The sequence below is a fragment of the Leadbettera azotonutricia ZAS-9 genome (assembly GCF_000214355.1).
GTDB lineage: Bacteria > Spirochaetota > Spirochaetia > Treponematales > Breznakiellaceae > Leadbettera > Leadbettera azotonutricia.
This window is the reverse complement of record NC_015577.1, coordinates 1,120,783-1,140,262: the sequence shown is the minus strand read 5'-3', so window position 1 is coordinate 1,140,262 and position 19,480 is coordinate 1,120,783. Positions and strand designations below refer to the sequence as shown.

17 protein-coding genes are annotated in these 19,480 nt (G+C 51.2%); 8 read left to right on the top strand and 9 right to left on the bottom strand.

Annotation, left to right across the window (positions count from 1 at the left end):
- Nucleotides 1-14: 14 nt before the first annotated feature.
- Nucleotides 15-584 carry a tryptophan transporter gene (locus tag TREAZ_RS05025; RefSeq protein WP_015710733.1) on the bottom strand — a complete coding sequence of 190 codons (570 nt, stop codon included), beginning with the start codon at nucleotides 582-584 and terminating at the stop codon, nucleotides 15-17.
- Nucleotides 585-735: 151 nt separating this feature from the next.
- Here TREAZ_RS05025 and TREAZ_RS05020 point away from each other — a divergent pair, with 151 nt between their 5' ends.
- The 4 genes from TREAZ_RS05020 to sfsA are packed head-to-tail and all read left to right on the top strand — an operon-like array spanning nucleotide 736 to nucleotide 4,372.
- Nucleotides 736-1,416, top strand: a complete 681-nt coding sequence (locus TREAZ_RS05020; RefSeq protein ID WP_201764783.1) for a fructose-6-phosphate aldolase — start codon at nucleotides 736-738, stop codon at nucleotides 1,414-1,416.
- Between the two features lie 40 nt (nucleotides 1,417-1,456).
- Nucleotides 1,457-2,239 carry a septal ring lytic transglycosylase RlpA family protein gene (locus tag TREAZ_RS17310; protein ID WP_015710731.1) on the top strand — a complete coding sequence of 261 codons (783 nt, stop codon included), beginning with the start codon at nucleotides 1,457-1,459 and terminating at the stop codon, nucleotides 2,237-2,239.
- Between the two features lie 35 nt (nucleotides 2,240-2,274).
- Nucleotides 2,275-3,177, top strand: a complete 903-nt coding sequence (locus tag TREAZ_RS05010; RefSeq protein WP_015710730.1) for a DMT family transporter — start codon at nucleotides 2,275-2,277, stop codon at nucleotides 3,175-3,177.
- Entirely contained in the window at nucleotides 3,173-4,372 is a 1,200-nt protein-coding gene (sfsA, locus tag TREAZ_RS05005) for a DNA/RNA nuclease SfsA (protein WP_043922855.1), read from the top strand. The genes TREAZ_RS05010 and sfsA overlap by 5 nt, the downstream gene beginning before the upstream one ends.
- On the opposite strand, the gene TREAZ_RS05000 is transcribed toward sfsA, so the two are convergent.
- The 4 genes from TREAZ_RS05000 to TREAZ_RS04985 are packed head-to-tail and all read right to left on the bottom strand — an operon-like array spanning nucleotide 4,358 to nucleotide 8,328.
- Nucleotides 4,358-5,200 carry a metal ABC transporter permease gene (locus TREAZ_RS05000; protein ID WP_015710728.1) on the bottom strand — a complete coding sequence of 281 codons (843 nt, stop codon included), beginning with the start codon at nucleotides 5,198-5,200 and terminating at the stop codon, nucleotides 4,358-4,360. The two genes, sfsA and TREAZ_RS05000, sit on opposite strands and share 15 nt — an antisense overlap.
- On the bottom strand, nucleotides 5,197-5,994 hold the full coding sequence (locus TREAZ_RS04995) for a metal ABC transporter ATP-binding protein (protein ID WP_015710727.1): 798 nt from the start codon (nucleotides 5,992-5,994) through the stop codon (nucleotides 5,197-5,199). The genes TREAZ_RS05000 and TREAZ_RS04995 overlap by 4 nt, the downstream gene beginning before the upstream one ends.
- Nucleotides 5,991-6,947, bottom strand: a complete 957-nt coding sequence (locus TREAZ_RS04990) for a metal ABC transporter solute-binding protein, Zn/Mn family (protein ID WP_015710726.1) — start codon at nucleotides 6,945-6,947, stop codon at nucleotides 5,991-5,993. The genes TREAZ_RS04995 and TREAZ_RS04990 overlap by 4 nt, the downstream gene beginning before the upstream one ends.
- Nucleotides 6,925-8,328 (bottom strand): acyltransferase, encoded by a 1,404-nt coding sequence (locus TREAZ_RS04985; RefSeq protein ID WP_245535094.1) that lies wholly within the window; start codon nucleotides 8,326-8,328, stop codon nucleotides 6,925-6,927. Before TREAZ_RS04985 ends, TREAZ_RS04990 begins: the two co-directional genes overlap by 23 nt.
- 42 nt (nucleotides 8,329-8,370) lie before the next feature.
- Between TREAZ_RS04985 and TREAZ_RS04980 the strand changes: the two genes are divergently transcribed.
- Nucleotides 8,371-8,571 (top strand): heavy-metal-associated domain-containing protein, encoded by a 201-nt coding sequence (locus TREAZ_RS04980; protein WP_015710723.1) that lies wholly within the window; start codon nucleotides 8,371-8,373, stop codon nucleotides 8,569-8,571.
- Nucleotides 8,572-8,855: 284 nt separating this feature from the next.
- Here the strand turns inward: TREAZ_RS04980 and TREAZ_RS04975 are convergent, their stop codons facing one another.
- The 3 genes from TREAZ_RS04975 to TREAZ_RS04965 all read right to left on the bottom strand — a co-directional run bounded on the left by TREAZ_RS04975 (nucleotide 8,856) and on the right by TREAZ_RS04965 (nucleotide 12,326).
- Complete coding sequence (locus tag TREAZ_RS04975) at nucleotides 8,856-10,145, bottom strand: hypothetical protein (protein WP_015710722.1); 1,290 nt, start codon at nucleotides 10,143-10,145, stop codon at nucleotides 8,856-8,858.
- 374 nt (nucleotides 10,146-10,519) lie between these two features.
- Complete coding sequence (locus tag TREAZ_RS04970) at nucleotides 10,520-11,461, bottom strand: Rpn family recombination-promoting nuclease/putative transposase (protein ID WP_015710720.1); 942 nt, start codon at nucleotides 11,459-11,461, stop codon at nucleotides 10,520-10,522.
- Nucleotides 11,462-11,525: 64 nt separating this feature from the next.
- Entirely contained in the window at nucleotides 11,526-12,326 is an 801-nt protein-coding gene (locus tag TREAZ_RS04965) for a histidine racemase CntK family protein (protein ID WP_015710719.1), read from the bottom strand.
- Between the two features lie 84 nt (nucleotides 12,327-12,410).
- Between TREAZ_RS04965 and TREAZ_RS04960 the strand changes: the two genes are divergently transcribed.
- Genes TREAZ_RS04960 through TREAZ_RS04950 form a run of 3 tightly spaced genes read left to right on the top strand, consistent with a single transcriptional unit; the run spans nucleotide 12,411 to nucleotide 14,699 of the window.
- Nucleotides 12,411-13,229, top strand: a complete 819-nt coding sequence (locus TREAZ_RS04960) for an amino acid ABC transporter substrate-binding protein (RefSeq protein WP_015710718.1) — start codon at nucleotides 12,411-12,413, stop codon at nucleotides 13,227-13,229.
- Nucleotides 13,230-13,931 (top strand): amino acid ABC transporter permease, encoded by a 702-nt coding sequence (locus tag TREAZ_RS04955; protein ID WP_015710717.1) that lies wholly within the window; start codon nucleotides 13,230-13,232, stop codon nucleotides 13,929-13,931.
- A 15-nt stretch (nucleotides 13,932-13,946) separates the two neighbouring features.
- Nucleotides 13,947-14,699: an amino acid ABC transporter ATP-binding protein gene (locus TREAZ_RS04950; RefSeq protein WP_015710716.1), complete on the top strand. Its 753-nt coding sequence runs from the start codon at nucleotides 13,947-13,949 to the stop codon at nucleotides 14,697-14,699.
- A gap of 17 nt (nucleotides 14,700-14,716) precedes the next feature.
- On the opposite strand, the gene TREAZ_RS18225 is transcribed toward TREAZ_RS04950, so the two are convergent.
- Nucleotides 14,717-19,471, bottom strand: a complete 4,755-nt coding sequence (locus tag TREAZ_RS18225; RefSeq protein WP_015710715.1) for a DNA-directed RNA polymerase subunit beta' — start codon at nucleotides 19,469-19,471, stop codon at nucleotides 14,717-14,719.
- Between the last annotated feature and the right edge of the window lie 9 nt (nucleotides 19,472-19,480).

Sequence of the window (19,480 nt, the reverse complement as noted above, 5' to 3'; positions counted from 1 at the left end):
TGCTAATACTATCTCTATTCTTTCTTCAATACAAGTTTGAGGGGTATGTAGAGAACCTGCACAATAACCGCATTGATGGCGGCAGTGCCGAAAATAATGGCAAGGAAAATTGCCAGGGGAGTGGGGGCTGCTATAAGCATATTGGGCCGCGCATAATAGAGGAAATACATGACCCCGATAAAACTAAACCCGCTTACCAGGGTGCTCAGGAATGTACACGCCACGGTTTTGAGGGGCAGCTTGATCTTCTCCAGGGGAATCCTGATAAGGAGGCACATGGCGACAGCGCCCGCAAGTTCGCTCACAAAGTTGATGTAGGGCTGGCCTGGGAAAAACTGGCAGATGGCCCCAGCCAGAATGCCGATGATGGCGGCCTCGATGATTCCCGGTTTGACCAGCAGAATAATAAGGCAATACATAGCGATAATGAAGTTGGGCTTCATCCCGATGTTGATAATCGTACCCACGAAAAACTTGAGCACTGCCCCTGCAGCCAAAAGTATACCGATGAGCAGTATATCGCTGATTTGCAGTCCCTTCTTTTCTTTCCTGGCGACTTCCCGTTTTCCTACTGTCGATTCCATGTGGTTCTCCTTATTGAACGCATTGTTTCTTTGTATAGAAGCGTTTCTTTATATAAGAACATACAGCAGATAGAAATTTATGTCAAGCGAAAGTGTTGAAATTTTCCAAAAAATGATAAAAAATAGAAGAAATTCGAAAAGCGAGGTGCCTATGATCGAATTCATGCTCGATACCGCCAATTTAGCGTCCATCAGCCGTTTTGTGGAGGTTTTCCCCATTACCGGGGTGACTAGCAACCCCAGCATACTCAAGACCGAGGGGAAAATCGACTTTTTTGCCCATTTAAAGAAAATTCGAGAAATCATTGGAAAGGACAGGTCCCTCCACATCCAGGTGATTGCCGAGGATTTTCAAGGCATCATCAAAGAAGCCGAGACTATCCTCAAAAAAATCGACGATCAGGTCTATATCAAGATTCCCGCCACCGAGGAAGGCTGCAAGGCCATGGGTTATCTTAAGGTCCGGGGTATACACATCACCGCCACGGCTATCTACACCCAAATGCAGGGCTTTATGGCGGCCGCCCGTGAAGCTGATTACATTGCCCTTTATTACAACCGTATGAAGAACATGGACATAGACGCGGATCATTCAATACACATGCTGCGCCATATCATAGACAGGGACAAGATGGATTCCAAAATTCTGGCAGCCAGTTTCCGCAATATACGCCAGGTGGCCGACGCCATGGCTTCAGGCGCCCATGGCATCACCGTAGCGCCCCCTGTGCTGCACGACGCCTTCGGCCTTTCCGTCATAAAGTCCGCAGTCAGCGATTTTAACAAGGACTGGAGGGAAATTCAGGGGGATGTTTCCATCACCGACCTGTAAGCAAATTAAACTGCAAGAAAGCGATGCCGATACTTTAAGTATGAAAAGGTTAAGCACACTCTTTATATTGAGCTTTAGCATTGCGGTTTTCTGCGCTGCCCAGGCCCCTTCAGGGACTTTCAGGCAGGAAGGAATAGCCTCCTGGTATGGGCCGGAATATGACGGCAGGACCACAACGTCGGGGGAAATCTTTGATTCCACCCAGTACACTGCAGCCCACCGCAGCCTGCCCTTTGGGACCATCCTTACAGTTACCAATACCCAGAATAACAAGCAGGTAAAGGTCAGGGTGAATGACCGGGGGCCCTTTGCTCCGGGAAGGATCGTGGATATTTCAAAGGCAGCAGCGGAAATTTTGGATATGGTAACCACCGGTACTGCTCCAGTTGTTATAGAAAGCGCCTCCAGTGATGCAATAGGTTCAGTTCCCGAGCCCGCTGCCGTGGCGCCTGTTGCCGCACCAGTTCCTGAGCCTGTACCTGCAGTGCCAGTGATCATCGCCGCTCCTGTAACCGCAGTGACCCTTCCTGCGCCTGTCTCCATGCTGCCTCCGTCCGCAGGTTCTGCTGCTATTTTGGGGGGCATAACACCCCAGGCAGGCAAGAGATACCGTCTCCAGGTTGGAGCATACGAAATCCCGAGAAACGCAATAGAAGCCATTGAAAAGCTTCAGGCTGCAGGGCTCAACCCTGCTAATGAAGACCGCAAAGACGGCCTTTACCGGGTAGTGCTTCCCGGTCTCCAACCCGGGGAGATTCCACAGATTGCGGAGAAGCTCTGGGCAGTAGGTTTTATAGAAGCTATTATCCGGGAAGAACACTAGAGGAAAAGCCGCTTTTAGCATTATAATACGAGTTTATGAACAAGAAGGCATTGCGGGCAGATATACTTCTGCTCCTTACTGCGTGCATCTGGGGTTTTGCCTTTGTGGCTCAAAAGTCCGGAATGGACTATGTGAGCCCATATTCTTTTAACGGCATACGCTTTCTTTTGGGGAGCATCTCTTTGCTCCCGCTCATTTTCTTTCTCAGGAAAAGAAAACAGCCAACCCAGCAGTTATTGACCAGGAAGATCTTTTTCCGTTCCACCCTGTTAGCCGGAACCTGCCTCTTCATCGCCGCATCCATGCAGCAGATAGGGATCATGACAACCACTACAGGGCATTCAGGTTTTATCACCGGGCTCTATGTAGTATTAGTGCCAATGATCGGCATTATCATGGGAAGAAAAACCGGAATCCCCACATGGATTGGCGCAGTCCTTACCTTGACAGGGCTTTTCTTCCTCAGCGCTATGGGCAACGAAGGCACAATTAACCGTGGGGATATAATCACCGCTATCAGCGCCCTCTTCTGGGCTTTTCATGTCCTTGTCATTGACAAACTGGTGCAGAATATCGATCCCCTGATTCTTTCTTCCGGTCAGTTTGCCTGGACAGGGATTTTTTCCCTCATCGTGGCCATTGCGCTTCACGAACCCATATCGTGGGAAGCTGTGCTTGCCGGGATTATCCCCATACTTTATGGCGGGCTCTGCTCAGTGGGCATTGCCTACACCCTCCAGGTAGTGGCCCAGAAAGATGCGCCTCCTGCCCACGCGACAATCATTCTCTGTCTCGAAGGCTGCTTCGCGGCCATAGGCGGGGTGCTGATCCTGCACGAAGCATTGGGGGCATGGACACTCCTGGGCTTTATTCTGATGTTCGCAGGGATGCTGGTAAGCCAGTGGGAAGTTATTGCAGGGCATGGGGTGAAGAATTAAAGAAAAGGTTCGTCTCTTTAGGAATGATCTGGAGGCGGCCTTTGCACAGCGGCCTAACCGGTTTTTAATCATTGCAGAGTCCGGTGGCAAAGAGCTGCAATGCCATTGCCCAAATCCGGGACGGCTGACCGAATGTCTTTTCCCCGGCGTGCCTTTGATTTTGGAAAAGAGGGCCATTCAAAAAGCAGGAGGCTCTCTTGCCAAAACAGCCTGGACTGCAGCTGCTATACGTTATAACGATACTATAATGCCCCTTTATGCCTCACGGGCAAATTTGGCAGCAGAAAAATTAATATTGAAAAAGACAATCCCCGGCTTGCAGGAGATTCACCCCGAATTCTCACTGGGCGGGTCGCGCTTTGATTTTTTGTGCATAGACAGGCAGGGGCAGCGGCACCTGGTTGAGGTGAAGGCTTGCTCACTGGTGGAGCATAGGGTCGCCATGTTTCCCGATGCACCCAGCGGCAGGGCTTTGAAGCATCTTGAAGAATTAGCCCGTTTGAATGAAGAAGGGTATTTCTGCCATGTGCTTTTTGTCATAACCCAGGGAAGCCCTAAAATTTTCATCCCTAACCTCCACACCGATCCGCAATTTGCCGCAGCTTTGAGCCAGTACTGTCTGCCCGCAGAAAAAGGCACAGAAGCCCCGGTACAGGCGCACGCTGCCCTGATCCGCTGCGATGAGGATGGCATGGCAGAATTAGTCAGCCCATCCACCATCCCCATGGATCTTTCCTATGGCAAATTGGCAGCCTCCGACAGCGGGAGTTACCTGATTGTTTTGGAACTTGCGCAAAAGGCAGAAGCAGAAATCGGATCACTGGGGCGGATCTCCTTTGAAAAAGGCTGGTATGTCTACGCAGGATCAGCCATGAAGAACCTTTCATCCAGGATAAGCCGCCACTTGAGAAAAACACACAAGAAAAAACACTGGCACCTTGATTACCTTACGCCCCATGCGCAAAGCATCAAAGGATTTCCTGTAATAAGCTTTCGGAACCTGGAATGCGATCTTGCAGGGGATTTAATTGCATTGGGCGGAAAGCCCATTGCAGGTTTTGGATCATCGGATTGCAAAGCCAAAGGCGCTGGTAAAAAAGCTTGCCCAAGCCACCTGGTGTTCTTCCCCAGCCCTCCCCTGCTCAACCACGGGTTTACGGATATAATCTTCAAATACCGCTCATTTGTTTCTTGACATTTTAAACCCTGACACTGCCAAAAAAACCAAACCCGCAATGATTACCGTCATGGCCCCTACAGGGGTATCGAAAATCCACCCCGTAAAAAGGCCGACAGCGGAAAAGAAGGCAGAAAAAATACAGCTCCATATCATCATCATGGGGAGGCTGCGGGAAAAAGCCCCTGCGGTTCCAGAGGGGAGCGTGAGCATGGCAATAACCATGACTATGCCCACAAAGGTTTGGAGCAGCACAATGGCAGCAGCGGTAATCGCAAGGAGGACGAGGAAAACCCCTGCGGACGGCACGCCCCTGACCCTGGCAAATTCATCATCAAAGGCAGAAGCTTCTATCTGGGGGAAGAAACGCCAGGTTAGCAGTATTACTGCTATATCCAGAATCCCCATAAGCAGAAGATCCCGGCTGGATATAAGAAGTATGTTCCCAAAAAGATATGCCCCGGGATCGGTATAGCCCGGGGTTTTGGCCATAAAAAGCACGCCTATGCTCATGCCTATTGCCCAAATAGCATTGATAACCGTATCTTCCCGCTGTTTGGCTTTGAGGGATACTATGCCTATGACAGCCGCAGAAATCACCGCGAAAATCATGGCGCCCCCAAGGGGTGGAAAACCGGGCACAATGCCGGAAGCCGACAAATAAAGGGCCATGCCTATGCCGCCCAGCACAGCGTGGGAGACAGCCCCCGCAAGGCTTGCAATGCGCCGCACAGTAACTATAGTCCCCAACACCCCAAAGAGTATGGACGACAGCAATCCTGCGATAAGGGCATTCCTGATAAAGGGAAAGCTCGGGCTTAAGAGCACATCCATGAACCCGCTCATGAACGAGCCTCGTCAAAACAGCTATCCCCAGGTATGATCTCGCCATGGATAACCCTGGAACTGGGTATGCCATGGGAAGACGCCTCTTCATCTTCAGAATCTTCGACACGGTGCTGGACGATGCCATAACCCCGCTCTTCCATGCAGAGCACCCTGTCTATAAGGGACGACACAAAATCCGAGTCGTGGGTAACTATCAATATCGTTGTATTCCCCTTAAGCTTCCCCAAGGTTTTAAAAAGCCTCCCGGAGCTTTCCTCGTCCATGTTTGCAGTAGGTTCGTCCAGTATCAGTATGTTTGGCTGTGCGGCCAAGGCACGGGCAACCAGCACCCGCCGCCTCTGGCCCCCGGAAAGCGCACTGTAAGGTCTTGAAGCAAGGTCTTGAATCTCAACCTGTTCCAGGGCTTCCGCAACAGCGGCTTTGTCTTCAGCGCTGAATTTCCGGGAGAGGGATCTGATGCGCCCCATCTTCACCACTTCGCTTACCGTGATGGGAAAAGCCCGGTCAAGCTGGTGCTGCTGGGGCACATAGCCCACACGCTCAAGGCTTTTATGAGAAACTTTTTCGCCAAAAATTTCTATACTGCCCCCCTGGGGCTGCTCCAGCCCTAAAAGGAGTTTAAGGGCCGTGGTTTTCCCCGTACCGTTGGGGCCGACAAGGGCTACAAATTCTCCCTGATGTATATGGAAGCTTGCGTCTTCAAGCACCTTGGCCCCGTCATAGGAGAAGGCAACCTTTTCAAAACGCAGGGCAATATTCCGTCCTATGGGATGTATAGGCACACTGTTCACGGGTTTCCTCCTGTTTGCACAGACCTTGCAAGAGCTTCGCCCATCACCTTGATATTTGCAAGCCAGTCGCCGGCAAGGGGATCAAGGCTTACGAGTTCTGCCCCTGCAGCGCGGGCAGCGGTACGGGCGGACTCCACAGGGAACTGTGCCTGGACAAATATTACCTTTACGTTTTCGGCTTTTGCTTTTCCAATCAATACGCCAAGCTGCCTGGGGGTAGGTTCCCTGCCCCCGGTTTCCACAGCTTCCTGCCTAATATCAAAATCATCAAGAAAATAGCCAAAAGCCGGATGGTACACAAAAACCGTTTTCCCTTTTAACGGAGCAAGCTCATTCCGCAAAGATTCAAATTGCTTTTCCATATCATGAATCAAGCTTTCGCAGTTTTCCTGATAAATAGCAGCATTGCTGCTATCCGCGGCGCAGAGGGCGTCCCGTATATGAAAAGCCATGATCTTTGCAGGCTCAAGGCCCAGCCAGGTATGGCGGTCTATGCCGGAACGATCCCCGTCATCATCTTCATCCTCATGCTCTTCCATGCTTCGGAAACTGACCCCTCGGGTTCCGTCTATTAGCAAAAGGTTCGGAAAAAGATCTTCGATTTTAGGCCTAAGGGAAATTTCAAATTCCGTACCCGAGAGTATCCAGGCATGGGCTTTGGCAAGATCTGCCATCTGCCTGGGGCTGGGTTCGTAATTATGGGGGCTCTGGCCCGGACCCACGAGAACAAGGGTCTCCACAAGATCGCCGCCAATGCGGGAGGCAAAATAATCCTGGGGCAGTATGCTTAAAGCCAGAACCGGCTTTGACGAGCTATTAACACTTTTACTGTCAACATTTCCGCTTTTTGCAGCATTGGTTTTAATTGGCATACAGCCAATGGATACCACCGAAAGGACAATTATGAATATACGGATAATTTTCAAAATATCATTCCGTTCTGTTAACTTCATCAATGCAGTATTGGTAAGAATCCATCAAATCCTGCATGGCTTTGCCGATAGCGGCTTTTTTGTCTTCGTGGTAAGAAGGCAGCCGTTCAGTCAAATTTATAACCGGCGCAGCCTGAATAATAACCCGCCTGGGGAATATGCTGATGCGGTTGGCATAAGCGCCGCCCATAGTGCGGCTCGCGAAATCCCATAGGTTCTGGGAATATTCGACGACATAGTGAAGAGGCGCATCATCGGCGGGCAGGGGTACCCTGAAGTACCAGGAAAAATCCACCACCTCAAGATGGCGGCTCGCATGCCAGGCCTCGCCCGCCAAAAGATCCGCAGATCCCCGCTCAACACCTGTAAGGTTATCAAGGCTGTTCACGCCGGGCAGTATCATCCTGTCCCAGCAAATCTGGCGGAGATAATACATTCTGGCAAACAATTCGCCTTCCGACTTTACCCCAAGAATATGCTCGGCAGAAACCATGGCAGCGTCGATTACCGCATCAAGCCTTTCCTCAAAAGGCATCTCAGGATCGCTCTTTAAGTGATAACGCTTTTCATTCACTGCGAGTATATGATCCCGTGAAGCTTTGAACCTTTGGGAAAGGGGAAGCTTCTTTGCCTCTTTGCCCACGCAGGTGAATTTTTCAATCTTCTTGATAAGAAACGCCAGGGTGAGCTTGCCCCAGGGGCCAAAACGGGCATGCACCGCCACAGGCAGGATCTCGATAGGGATATCGCTGCCGGATTTAGCCAGCCTGTCGGCGGCATGGAAACCTATGCGCACAGCCCCCTGCTCCAGGCGGGGAACCGATTCGGTAGTGTAAGAAACCTGGCCTTCGGGCGCCAGGGCAAGCGGATAAGGGCCATCGGTGATAGCCTTGTAGATCCTTGCCATGCCCTTGCTGTCCACCTTGGAATGGTGAATAGGCATAGCCCCCACATTGGGCATAACATAGCGGACCGCCCAGCCCCCCCAGCGCACAACTTCATAGCCATATATAAAAACCGCATGAGGAAAACGGGGGAATTTTACGCCTGCCCTGGCGGCAAGGCGGCGGAGCTTAAAGAGGAAGAACCATGCCAAAAGCTGGGGCTCCCCGCCGTTAGGATGCCGGAAGGCAATGATGCACCGGCTTTTCCCCTCCAGGGCCCGCTTAAAAGCCTCGAAAAGATACTTCTCCCCCCGCAAGACCACCCTGGCCACTCCATAAAAAAGGAAGAGATAGAGCCGGGCAAGCAGCTTGCAGAGGATAACAACGAACAAAGAAATCCGGGGTTCCGGAATTTTAACATCCGGCTGCGCCATGGCCGCCGGCATCATGTAAGGCTTGTGCATGTCGCTTAATAGTACACCAAGAGCACGGATGTTTTCAAGAATTTCCCCTTGCACAAATGCTTTTTTATTATATAATCCTCAATAAAGAGGCAAATAATGAAAACCGTACTTAAAGTTGAAGGCATGACTTGCGAGCATTGCGTAAAGCATGTAAAAGAAGCCCTGGAAGGGGTAGCAGGGGTCAAATCCGCCAAGGTCAGCCTTAAGGATAAATCCGCCAAGGTAGACCACAGCGACAGCGTCACCCCGGAGAAGCTCAAGGCAGCAGTCACCGAAGCAGGCTTCGAAGCGGCCTGACGCCAGGCCGCCCGTTCCGGGTTGCATCCAAAGCAACTAAATCTTCATCATACTCGCAAAAACAAGAGGGGGGCTGGCTTTCCGGGCATTTGCATCGTAGCCGGAACATCATCTCCCAGCCCCCCGCGCTTCATAGTCCTCGCGCTTTCAGCGCTCCGGTCTATTCCGCTGCCCCCCTGCAAGCTCGGTGTGTCGGCAAAGCCATTGGCCTAAAAAAAACGCTGACCCAAAGGTCAGCGTTTTTTCTTGCATAGCCGGTTAAAGCTTTATTCTAAGGGGTTATCTTAGAAAGCAATGTCAACAAGGAAATACAGGTTGTGGTTCAGAGCAGTAACCTTAACAGGTCCGCTATCATTGGAAGTTAAGCCTAAACCATAAGCTAAGGTAAAGGACGCCTTTTCAACCGCAAAAGTAAGGGAAGGCCGTATACCAAAACCAAGGAAATCACCACTCCATGTATCGACAGCCCAGTCGTGATCATAAGAAGTTTCAAAGTCACCACTGGAAGCCCTAGCTGCATTATAACCAGCGCCATAACCGAAAAATATGTTCAGAGCCGGAGTAAGAGTTCCACCGCCAAAATCGCTGATTGCATAGGCCACATTCGCATAAGCCAGGAATTCAAGATCCGAATCAGGGGCATTATTAAGCCTTTCTTCAAGGGTTAATTTATAGCTCAGGGCATCGCCATCAAGGGCAGTCCCTTCGATATATTCTGCAATAGTCGTGGTTCCAATATCGCCATATTCTTCAAGCTGGTTAAGTTCAACACTCACACCCACCTTAACAGGAGACAGGAGAAGGAGATCAAGCCCTGCATACAGACTATCATCAGCATTTGCACCCTTCAATGACGGTACAGTCTGATATCCAAGTTTAAGCTGGAAGGTTTCAGGCTGGACAAAAGTGATACCAATGGGGAAATAAAAGTCGCCAAGATTACCATCATTACCAGGAGTATTCCAGTTAGGCCCGCCAAAAATTGTTTGAAAGTCATCACCATCGGTTAGATCCCTGTTATCGCCAATACCAAAACCAATGGTCAAATCGATGTCGCTCAGGGGCTTAAAAACATTGATAATACCAAGGTTTTCGTTTGCCGCATACTGGAAATCAGCAACCGCACCATCATCTCCATCACCGGAGAATATACCACCATAGATCTTCCAAACACCACCAAAAGTAGTTGCCCAAGCATAGGCCCAATCAGGACGAGTAGAAACAGTTCCTGAAATACTATCGGTAAGAAATTTATTGATCAGATAGCCGCTGAACCCGAGGCTTTCATCCCCCAGATCCAAGGCTGCTTCGATGCTCCCGGTACCAAGCTTAAGAACGAACTTGCCGCCCTCGGTGCCTTCATAGGTGGCGCTAATGGTTCCTGAACCATACGCATCGCCATCCGCATTCTGAAGACCGATGAAATGATCATCGGAAAAGGTATCACCATCAACTTTTACTTTGTCGTCAACAAAATGGATACCACTAGAACCACCGGCGCCGAAGGACCAACCCTGGGCGAATAATCCCCCTGCTACCGCAAGGATTAAGAGAAAAACTAAGGCTTTCTTCATAAAAGAATCCTCCTGGATTTGACAAGAGGGAAACAGCCTACGGCCGCCATGATCCTCTTTATCTTATGGGCAATTATATACCGTACAAATAAAATATGTCAAGTTTTTTTGTGCATTTATTGAAAATTTGTCGAAATGCACTTTTTTTGTAATTCCTTATATTATAAAGAATTAGCTCATATTTCCTATAAAAACTATGGTTTTTCTAATAATTTTTTCTTGCATTTTTTTTGCAACCTTAAAAAAAAGGGCATTTTATTATGGAAATTTTTACCCAGATCCGGGTAAACCCTGCCCTCTAAAAGCAAAAACCGGCAGCCTTCCGGCCCCGGTTTTTCTTTAAATCTTTTCACCAATATTATAGAAGGAATCTGTTATTTCATCTTCAGCTGGGCTCTGATTTTCTCAGCAATATCGGGATCCAAAAGGGCAAGAACTTTCTCCTGACCTTCTTCCCGGCCTTTTTCAATGCCTTTCTCAATACCCTCTTCAATGCCTTCTTCGCGGGCGCTATCCAAGCCTGAGTGGTAATCCATGTCGGCCTTCTCCCAGAATATGGTTCGGGCCCATTGCTCTTCGCTGCGGCTTATCTTCCTCGCTACCCTCTCGGCATGCATGATTCCCTCCGACTTCTGGCATAGCTCCTCTATGAGCCTCGCCATCCTCTCGTTTTCCTTGTACTTAAAGTATATACACCATTGGTCCTCGGGGCGCAAGGTCTTTAGGTCCTCTTTTCCTTCAAGGTAGCCCTGGACAAAGGCTTCCAGCTTGGGCATCTCGAAAAAGATAAGCTCCAGGGTGTCGTTCAGCTTGGCATGCCCGGTCTCTTCCATAATGGTATAGCGTTGCGGTATCCTGCCGCTTTCGGGGAAGAGGGTGAAGTTCATAAAGAAGATGGAATACACCCTGTTGATGGTGCCCCATTTCCTGCCTTTTTTGGCCTGGGCGCTCAGGAGCTTCGCGGCATGGACCAGGGCGCGGTCCTTGATCACCCGCTTGTCGCCGCCGGTCTGCATCTCCACGTTGCAGCCCTCGCCGTCATTGAAGGTCGCATGGATGTCCAGGCGGACGGTTTTGCCAAGGAGGTAATCGGGGATTATCTCTGTATTGAGCACCCGGGCATCCTTGACGGGGCGCCTGATGCAGTCCTGAAGAAGGAGCCGCAGGGCTTCCCGGGAGTCTTCGTCGGGGCCGGTGAAGACGGCCTTGAACACGATGTCCTGCATGATGTTCAGGGGCTTGCCCTGGGCCGCGTTTTCCTTGGCCTGGCGGCGTATGTCTTTATTCAAAAGACCGGGGAGGAATGGTATATTCATATACCCTATATGGCATTGGGATGCGGATTGCATTAATTTTGGGGATAAATTCAGGGAAATTCTGCTAAAAAGGCGAAAATTCGTTCAGGTTTATATGCATACGTTCACTTAGGCTTACTTTTCCGCCTATGGAAAGGCTTTGGATTTTGGCTTCCCGTTTGGAGGTTTTTACCTCGATTATGCCGCCGGGCTGCTTTATTGGGCAGCAGAGATCCCCGTCGCGGATGCCCCGGCTAAGCCATGCGCCAAGGGCTGCAGAGCCTGATCCGCAGCTGGACTCGAAAACAAGGGAATCTGTGGCTTCTACATACACTGCAGGGGTTATGTATTGCTGGGAGGTATTGTAAAACAGTACGCCCAGGGCAGAGCAGGCCGACGGGCATGTATTGCCGATCAGGGTTTTTATGGACCAGAAAAGTTCTTCCGAGGCTTTCAGGTCGGAAGCGATCACATGGGTGATGCCTTCGAATACAACCACGGGCAGGAGCCGGCCCTGGCATTCTATTGTCTCAAAAGAGGACGGGCGAGGTATCTCGACTTCCGCCTTTCCTTCGTCCATATCAACCTGAACCATAAGGCTGCCCTGGTGGCCGCTTATCTCGATGGGGATGGACGCTTTTCCGCGTAACCCTGATTCGTGGGCAGCAAAGAGGCCGAAGCTCCTGGCTGCATTGCCGCAAAATTCACCGCCCATCATTTCCAGGCGATTGGGCGGAATGACAAAGCCTACCTGCTCTGCATGGAGATTGGGATCCGAAAGGATGGCTTTGGATACTTCCGCTCGCCTTCTTTTATCTTCAATTTTGTCCAGCACAAAAACGGTGATGTTTTTTGCAGGGTCGGCGATGACGATTTGGCACTCCATGGGGTAAAGTTTACATTTATAGGGAAATGAGGTAAAGTCTAACAGCCCTACGTATTGGGGTTCATATGATCTAAAGGAGTTATCATGAAACGGATTGTTTTGGCGGTTTTTTGCGCGGCTATGGCTGCAGGGATGCTCTTCGCAGGCGGAAAAAAAGATGGCCCTGCTGCAGGGGGCGACGCTTCCCTTACAAATATTACGAGCAGGGGGAAGTTCGTTCTCGGCCTGGACGATGCATTCCCGCCTATGGGCTACAGGAATGAAGACAACGAAATCGTAGGCTACGATGTGGATCTGGCAAAAGAAGTTGCCAAACGCATTGGGGTCGAGCTTGTGCTCCAGCCCATAGACTGGGACGCCAAGGAACAGGAACTTAACACCGGCGAGATCGACTGTATTTGGAACGGCTTTACCATTACCGAAGAGCGGAAAGCGAACATCCTCTATACGCCCCCTTATCTTAAAAATGCCCAGGTTGTCGTGGTCAAAGGGAATTCCCCGGTTAACAGCCTTAAAGACCTTACGGGAAAAACTGCCGGCACTCAGGCCGGCTCTTCATCGGTTGACGCCATTGACGAAGCGCCTGAATTCAAGTCGAGCCTTAAGGAAGTAATCGAGTACAAGGATTTCCTCACGGCCCTCATGGACCTCGATGTTGGAGGGATTGATGCGGTGGTCATAGATCTCGTGGTTGCCAATGACAACATCAACCGTTCGGGCAAGGACTTCCGCATTCTTAAAGAAACCCTTGGGGAAGAAGAATTCGGCATCGGGTTCAGGAAGAACGACAAAGCCCTGGCCGACAAGGTTTGGGAAACCCTGCTGGCCATGGCCAAGGATGGTACTGTCGCCAAAATAGCGACCAAGTGGCTCGGCGCGGATATCAGCATCATCGGAAAATAAATGCTGCGCATGATCGGCATTATGCTCCGGGGAGCGGGAACGTCCCTTGAGGTTTTTTTCCTCACCCTGATTTTTTCCCTCCCCCTGGCGCTGCCGGTTACTTTGGGCCGTATGTCAAAAAACTGGCCCCTTAAAAAAATCGTCGGCCTCTACCTCCTCGTTATGAGGGGTACCCCGCTGATATTGCAGCTCATCTTCATTTATTTTGGGCCCAAATACCTGCTCCAGTTTCTAACCAGCGCCCTGTCGGACAGCATCAGGTCAGAAGCTTTTTGGGCTGCGGCAAAGTTCCTGCTTTCCTACAACCGCTTTACCGCGGTCATCATTGCCTTTGTGCTCAACTACGCCGCTTACTTTGCGGAGATTTACCGCGGGGGCATCGAATCCCTTCCCAAAGGGCAATACGAGGCCGCCAAAGTGCTGGGCTTTACCAGGGCGCAGACTTTTATGCGCATAGTCCTGCCCCAGATGGTCAAACGCATACTTCCCGCCACTGGCAACGAGGTGATCACCCTGGTCAAAGACACAGCCCTTGCCCAGGTCATAGGCGTAGCGGAACTTTTCCACGCCGCACAGAATGCGGCGTCCCGGGAATTTTCGACTATGCCTATTTTTGTGGCGGGCCTTTTTTATCTCCTGATGAATTGGGTGGTCACTGTGGTATTCAGCTGGGGCGAAAAAAAGCTGTCCTATTATTCCTAAAGGATGAGTGATTAAATGGAAATCATCAAAGTAGAAACAATTTCTAAATCCTTTGGGGAAAACGAAGTCTTGAAAAATATTTCATTCACCGTGAATCAGGGGGAGGTAGTGGCCATCATCGGGCCTTCGGGTTCGGGGAAGTCCACCCTGCTGCGCTGCATCACCCACCTGGAACTTGTGGAAGCGGGAAGCATCACCCTTACCGGCAAAAGCATGGTAAAGGACGGCGTCTACCTCCATGCCGAACAGCTTAGGGAAATTTGCTTAAAAGTGGGCCTCGTGTTCCAGAACTTCAACCTGTTCCCCCACTTTTCCGTAATGCGGAATATCACAGAAGCCCAGATTCATGTGCTGAAGAGGAAAAAGGCCGAGGCCGAAGATCGGGCAGCAAAACTGTTGGAAAAGATGGGGCTGCAGGACAAGGCAAACGCGTACCCTTGCGAATTATCCGGAGGCCAGCAGCAGCGTGTCTCCATTGCCCGGGCACTGGCCCTGGACCCGGAAGTCCTCTTCTTTGACGAACCCACAAGCGCCCTGGACCCTGAACTTACCGGGGACATACTCAAAGTTATCCGCGCCCTGGCTTCAGAAAAAATGACCATGGTCATCGTGACCCACGAAATCCCATTTGCACGGGAAGTGGCCGACCGCGTCCTCTTTATGGACTGCGGGGCCTTCGTGGAAGAAGGCCCCGCAGCAAACGTAATCGACAATCCCCAAATGGAAAGAACCAAAGCCTTCCTGTCCAGGCTGTCAAGGAACAACTAAAAGAGCAGATCCTGCGCTTATACTTCAGCTCCGGTGCTTTCGGCTTCCGGTTCGGCATCGTCGTCGGTTTCGTCATCGACTTCGGAATCAGCCTCAACATCGGTGTCATCAACGGGGAAGTCTCCGTCCTCGCGGGCGGCCTCAGCTGCTTTTTCAAGCTTGCGCTTTTCGAGGATTTCTTCCATGTAGGCATCAAGATCCTGCTGTTCCTCGTCGAAGAGCTTCACCTGGCGGTAGCGCTTCATGCCGGTACCTGCGGGTATGGGATGGCCGATGAGGATGTTCTCCTTGAGGCCCCGGAGGTAATCGGTTGACCCTGCTATCGCAGCATTGGTGAGTACCCTGGTGGTTTCCTGGAAGCTTGCCGCCGAGAGGAAAGAGTCTATGTTGAGCGAAGCCTTGGTGATTCCCTGGAAAACAGGTCGCGCCACTCCGGGCTGCCCGCCCTGCGCCATGACCCGATGGTTCTCTTCGTGGAAGCGGTACTTGTCTACGAGCTGCCCATAAATGAACTTGGTGTCCCCTACCTTTACAATTTCTACCTTGCGCATCATTTGGCGCACAATGACGCCGATGTGTTTATCGTTGATGGTAACACCCTGGACACGGTAGACCTGCTGTATCTCGTCCATGAGGTAGCGCTGGAGATGGCTTTCACCTTTAATATGAAGCACATCGTGGGGATTGACTGCGCCAAGGCAAAGGCTTTCGCCTGCTTCCACAGTATCGCCATCGCGTATGAGGATCCGTTTGCTCATGGGGATAAGGTGTTTGTATTCCTTGCCAAAGGCATCCTCGATGATCACGACACGCTTGCCCTTCACAATGTTCTTGAAGCGCACTACGCCGGAAACCTCCGCAAGGACTGCGGGGCTCTTGGGCTTGCGCGCTTCGAAGAGCTCGGAAATCCGGGGAAGGCCCGAAGTGATGTCCATGGTCTTGCCGGATTCCTTAAGGGTCTTGGCAATAGTACGGCCCGCGCTGATCTTCTGGCCTTCGTCCACATTAAGGTAGGCGCCGCCGGGGAGATGGTAAGAAGCAGCCTCATTGCCGTTATCATCAATAATGAGGATCCTGGGCTGTTTGTTTTCGGACTGGAATTCCAGGATCTGCTTTTCGCTGTTCCCTGTTTTCTCGTCAAGATTCTCTTCGTACGTAGTGCCGAGAATGATATCCTCATATTTAATAGTACCCGAGGCCTCCGCAATGATCGGGTCGGAGAAGGGGTCGAAAGTCGCAATATTCTTGTCGGCTTCAACCACGTCGCCTTTCTTGACCACGAATTCGGAACCGTTGCGGATTTCAATCTTCTGATCCTGCCCAATAAGATAAAGGACCCTGCTCCTGCCTTTTTCCAATACCATGGCATAGGCATTTTCGGGAGAGAGGATCTCTTTATTGCCCCGCTTGATGATAGGCGCATCGCGGATAACCCGCTGGCCATTTTCAGCCAGGAGTTCGTCCCTGGATTCGAGCTTGAATTCCTTCATTACCCTGTTGATTATGGCGAAGCCTTTGCGGGTGAAGAGCCAATGGGCGGGCTTCCTGACTTCAAGTTTGCCCTCCGCATTCTCGGATTTCTCTTCCGCAAGCTCCACATGGGCGCCGTCCACATCGCGCACATACACAGGGTACTTAAAGAAGATACGGTTTTCTTCGCTGATCTTTAATGCGGCCCCGCCTGTATGGAAAGTACGCATGGTGAGCTGGGTACCGGGCTGGCCGATGGACTGCGCAGCGATAGTGCCTACCGCTTCGCCTATGTCAACCGAACGGTTTGTGGCAAGGTTGCGCCCGTAGCACATGCGGCAAACGCCATGCTTGGCCTCGCAGGTAAGAACCGTCCTGATGCGCACAGTTTCCACCCCTGCCGCTTCGATCTTTTTGACAACGACTTCGGTGATTTCCTCGTTTACATCGACGATGAGTTCCTTGGTTATGGGATGCTTTACCTGTTCAAGGGTATAGCGCCCCACTATGCGGTCCCTCAAAGGCTCGACAATCTCTTCGCCGTTTTTGATCGCCGAATAAGAGACTCCATTGATGGTTCCGCAGTCGTCCTCGTTGACCACCACATCCTGGGCAATGTCAACAAGGCGGCGGGTAAGGTAGCCTGCCTCGGCGGTCTTGAGGGCTGTATCGGCAAGGCCCTTGCGAGCGCCGTTAGTAGAAATAAAGAATTCAATGACCGAAAGCCCTTCTTTGAAGTTCGACCTGATGGGAAGTTCAATGGTTTCGCCCGAGGGCTTTTGCATAAGACCGCGCATGCCTGCAAGCTGGCGTATTTGGTTGCGGGAGCCCCGGGCGCCCGAGTTTGCCATCATATACATGGAGTTGAAGCCATCCCTGTCTTTTTCCAGGGTCTGCATCATAATGTCGGTAAGGGCTTCATTGGTCTTGGTCCACACCACTTCCGTGTTGATGTGGCGCTCTTCCTGGGTGATAGTGCCTTCGCGGTGATGCCGCTGGATTTCTTCAACTTTCTTGTTGGCCTCTTCGATCATGGCCGCCTTTTCGACAGGCACTATAATGTCGTCCACCCCGATTGTCGCCCCGAAGACTGTGGCATATTTATAGCCTGTTGCCTTGATGACATCCAGCATTTTTACTGTTATCCAGGAGCCTTTTTCGCTGAAGACATTTTCGATAAGGGCCCTGAGCTCCTTGTCTTTCAACTCGTAGTTGAGGAAGGGGATCTCCGGGGGCATCTCATCGTTAAACACGAGGCGTCCGGGGGTGGTTTCGATAAGGCCGTCTTTGTCGGGTTTGGCTTCCTCGCCAATCTTGCCCCAAATGGGGAATTTAACGGGCTTTATCTTGATTACCGCTTCCCAATCAAGGGACTTGGCTTCTATGGCCATAAGTATTTCGTCCAGGGATGTATAGCGGGGGATGAGCTGGCTAAGCTTTGCTTCCAAATCGGGATTTTGCGCCAGATCGGGATTCTTTTCCAGGGCAAGCTTCCTTGCAAGGACAAGCTGGGTTTCCAATTCCTGGTACTGTTTCTTTTCCGCAGCCAGCGAATCTTTCAGATCCTGGTACTTTTTTTCATCCTTCTTCTTCTCTTCTGCAACGAACGCGCTATCCAGTCCCCGATATTTTGCCTCGTTCTTTTCCTTTTCCACAGAAAGCTGTGTCTCCAGGGCATTCTGCTTTTCCAGACTCGCCTTACGCGCCTCGGGGTACCGTGTCTCCAGAGCGTACTGCTTTTCCAACGGAATATACTTGTCCACATTCGGCCGCCGGGCCTTGGGCTTGATCCTTGTAAGGAAGTTTATGCCCAGCACCATGTCCTGCGAAGGGAACACAATAGTCTTGCCGTTGGCAGGGTTGAGGAGATTCCGCGCGGAAAGCATGAGGGTCCAGCATTCCATCTGCGCAGCCTGGGTCAGGGGCACGTGGACCGCCATTTGATCGCCGTCGAAATCGGCGTTGAATGCGTGGCATACCAGGGGGTGCAGTTTTATTGCTTTCCCTTCCACAAGCACCGGCTCGAAAGCCTGAATCCCAAGGCGGTGGAGCGTAGGCGCCCGGTTCAGAAGCACAGGGTGCTCTTTTACTACTTCGTCGAGTATGGCGAAGACCTCGGGGGTCTCCTGCTCAACCAGCATCTTGGCCTTTTTGATATTGTAGACCACGTCTTTATCAACAAGCTTCTTCATAATGAAGGGCTTGAAGAGTTCCAGCGCCATCTTGGTTGGAAGACCGCACTGCCACATTTTAAGTTCAGGGCCCACAGTAATAACGCTGCGGCCTGAATAGTCAACGCGTTTGCCGAGAAGGTTCTGCCTGAAACGGCCCTGCTTGCCTTTAAGCATATCGCTGATGGACTTTAAGGGCCTGTTGGAAGCGCCCTTCACCACCCGCTTCTTTTTGGAATTATCGAAAAGGGCATCCACCGCTTCCTGAAGCATGCGCTTCTCGTTGCGGATAATGATGTCCGGGGCGTTCAGGGCCTGGAGCCTCTTGAGGCGGTTGTTCCGGTTTATCACCCTGCGGTAGAGATCGTTGAGGTCCGAGGTTGCAAAGCGGCCGCCGTCGAGCTGCACCATGGGGCGCAGCTCAGGGGGAATTACAGGAATCACTTTAAGGATCATCCACTCGGGCTTGTTCTTGGAATTCCTGAAATTCTCGACAATATCAATGCGCTTAAGAAGGCGCTTGTCGCTCTTGGCGCCCTTCTCGATCATCTTGGCCCGCAATTCTGTTGCCATCTTGTCGAGGTCGAGGTTTTCCAGGAGGGTGTGCACTGCTTCCGCGCCCATTCCTGCGGTAAAGCTGCCGCCGTAGCGTTCCTGTGATTCGTAGTATTCATCTTCCGAAAGAAGCTGCATCTTTTTAAGATCCGTGTCGCCCGGCTCAATGACCACGTACTTTTCATAATAGAGCACCGAACGGAGGGCGGTCATGGGAAGATCCAGCAAAAGGCCCATACGGCTGGGAACCGAGCGGTAGTACCAAATGTGCGAAACAGGGGCGGCCAGTTCAATATGGCCCATGCGTTCGCGGCGGACTTTGAAATGGGTTACTTCAACGCCGCAGCGGTCGCAAATGACGCCCTTATAGCGTATGGATTTAAACTTTCCGCAGTAGCACTCCCACTCCTTGGTAGTGCCGAAGATCCTCTCGCAGAAAAGGCCGTCTTTCTCCGGCCTGAGGGTACGGTAATTGATGGTCTCGGGCTTTTTAACTTCCCCGTAGGACCATGCCCGAATCATCTCCGGAGAGGCCAGCCTGATATTAATACTGTCAAAATCCTGAATGTCCCTCATGTCTCACCC

Bases quoted from the DNA above. Each gene is read 5' to 3' on its own strand.
- TREAZ_RS05025 (WP_015710733.1), bottom strand. From the start codon at position 584: ATGGAATCGACAGTAGGAAAACGGGAAGTCGCCAGGAAAGAAAAGAAG.
- TREAZ_RS05020 (WP_201764783.1), top strand. From the start codon at position 736: ATGATCGAATTCATGCTCGATACCGCCAATTTAGCGTCCATCAGCCGT.
- TREAZ_RS17310 (WP_015710731.1), top strand. From the start codon at position 1,457: ATGAAAAGGTTAAGCACACTCTTTATATTGAGCTTTAGCATTGCGGTT.
- TREAZ_RS04990 (WP_015710726.1), bottom strand. From the start codon at position 6,947: ATGAAGTTAACAGAACGGAATGATATTTTGAAAATTATCCGTATATTC.
- TREAZ_RS04960 (WP_015710718.1), top strand. From the start codon at position 12,411: ATGAAACGGATTGTTTTGGCGGTTTTTTGCGCGGCTATGGCTGCAGGG.
- TREAZ_RS04970 (WP_015710720.1), bottom strand. From the start codon at position 11,461: ATGAATATACCATTCCTCCCCGGTCTTTTGAATAAAGACATACGCCGC.
- TREAZ_RS04975 (WP_015710722.1), bottom strand. From the start codon at position 10,145: ATGAAGAAAGCCTTAGTTTTTCTCTTAATCCTTGCGGTAGCAGGGGGA.
- TREAZ_RS04965 (WP_015710719.1), bottom strand. From the start codon at position 12,326: ATGGAGTGCCAAATCGTCATCGCCGACCCTGCAAAAAACATCACCGTT.
- TREAZ_RS04950 (WP_015710716.1), top strand. From the start codon at position 13,947: ATGGAAATCATCAAAGTAGAAACAATTTCTAAATCCTTTGGGGAAAAC.
- TREAZ_RS05010 (WP_015710730.1), top strand. From the start codon at position 2,275: ATGAACAAGAAGGCATTGCGGGCAGATATACTTCTGCTCCTTACTGCG.
- TREAZ_RS18225 (WP_015710715.1), bottom strand. From the start codon at position 19,471: ATGAGGGACATTCAGGATTTTGACAGTATTAATATCAGGCTGGCCTCT.
- TREAZ_RS05000 (WP_015710728.1), bottom strand. From the start codon at position 5,200: ATGAGCGGGTTCATGGATGTGCTCTTAAGCCCGAGCTTTCCCTTTATC.
- TREAZ_RS04980 (WP_015710723.1), top strand. From the start codon at position 8,371: ATGAAAACCGTACTTAAAGTTGAAGGCATGACTTGCGAGCATTGCGTA.
- TREAZ_RS04955 (WP_015710717.1), top strand. From the start codon at position 13,230: ATGCTGCGCATGATCGGCATTATGCTCCGGGGAGCGGGAACGTCCCTT.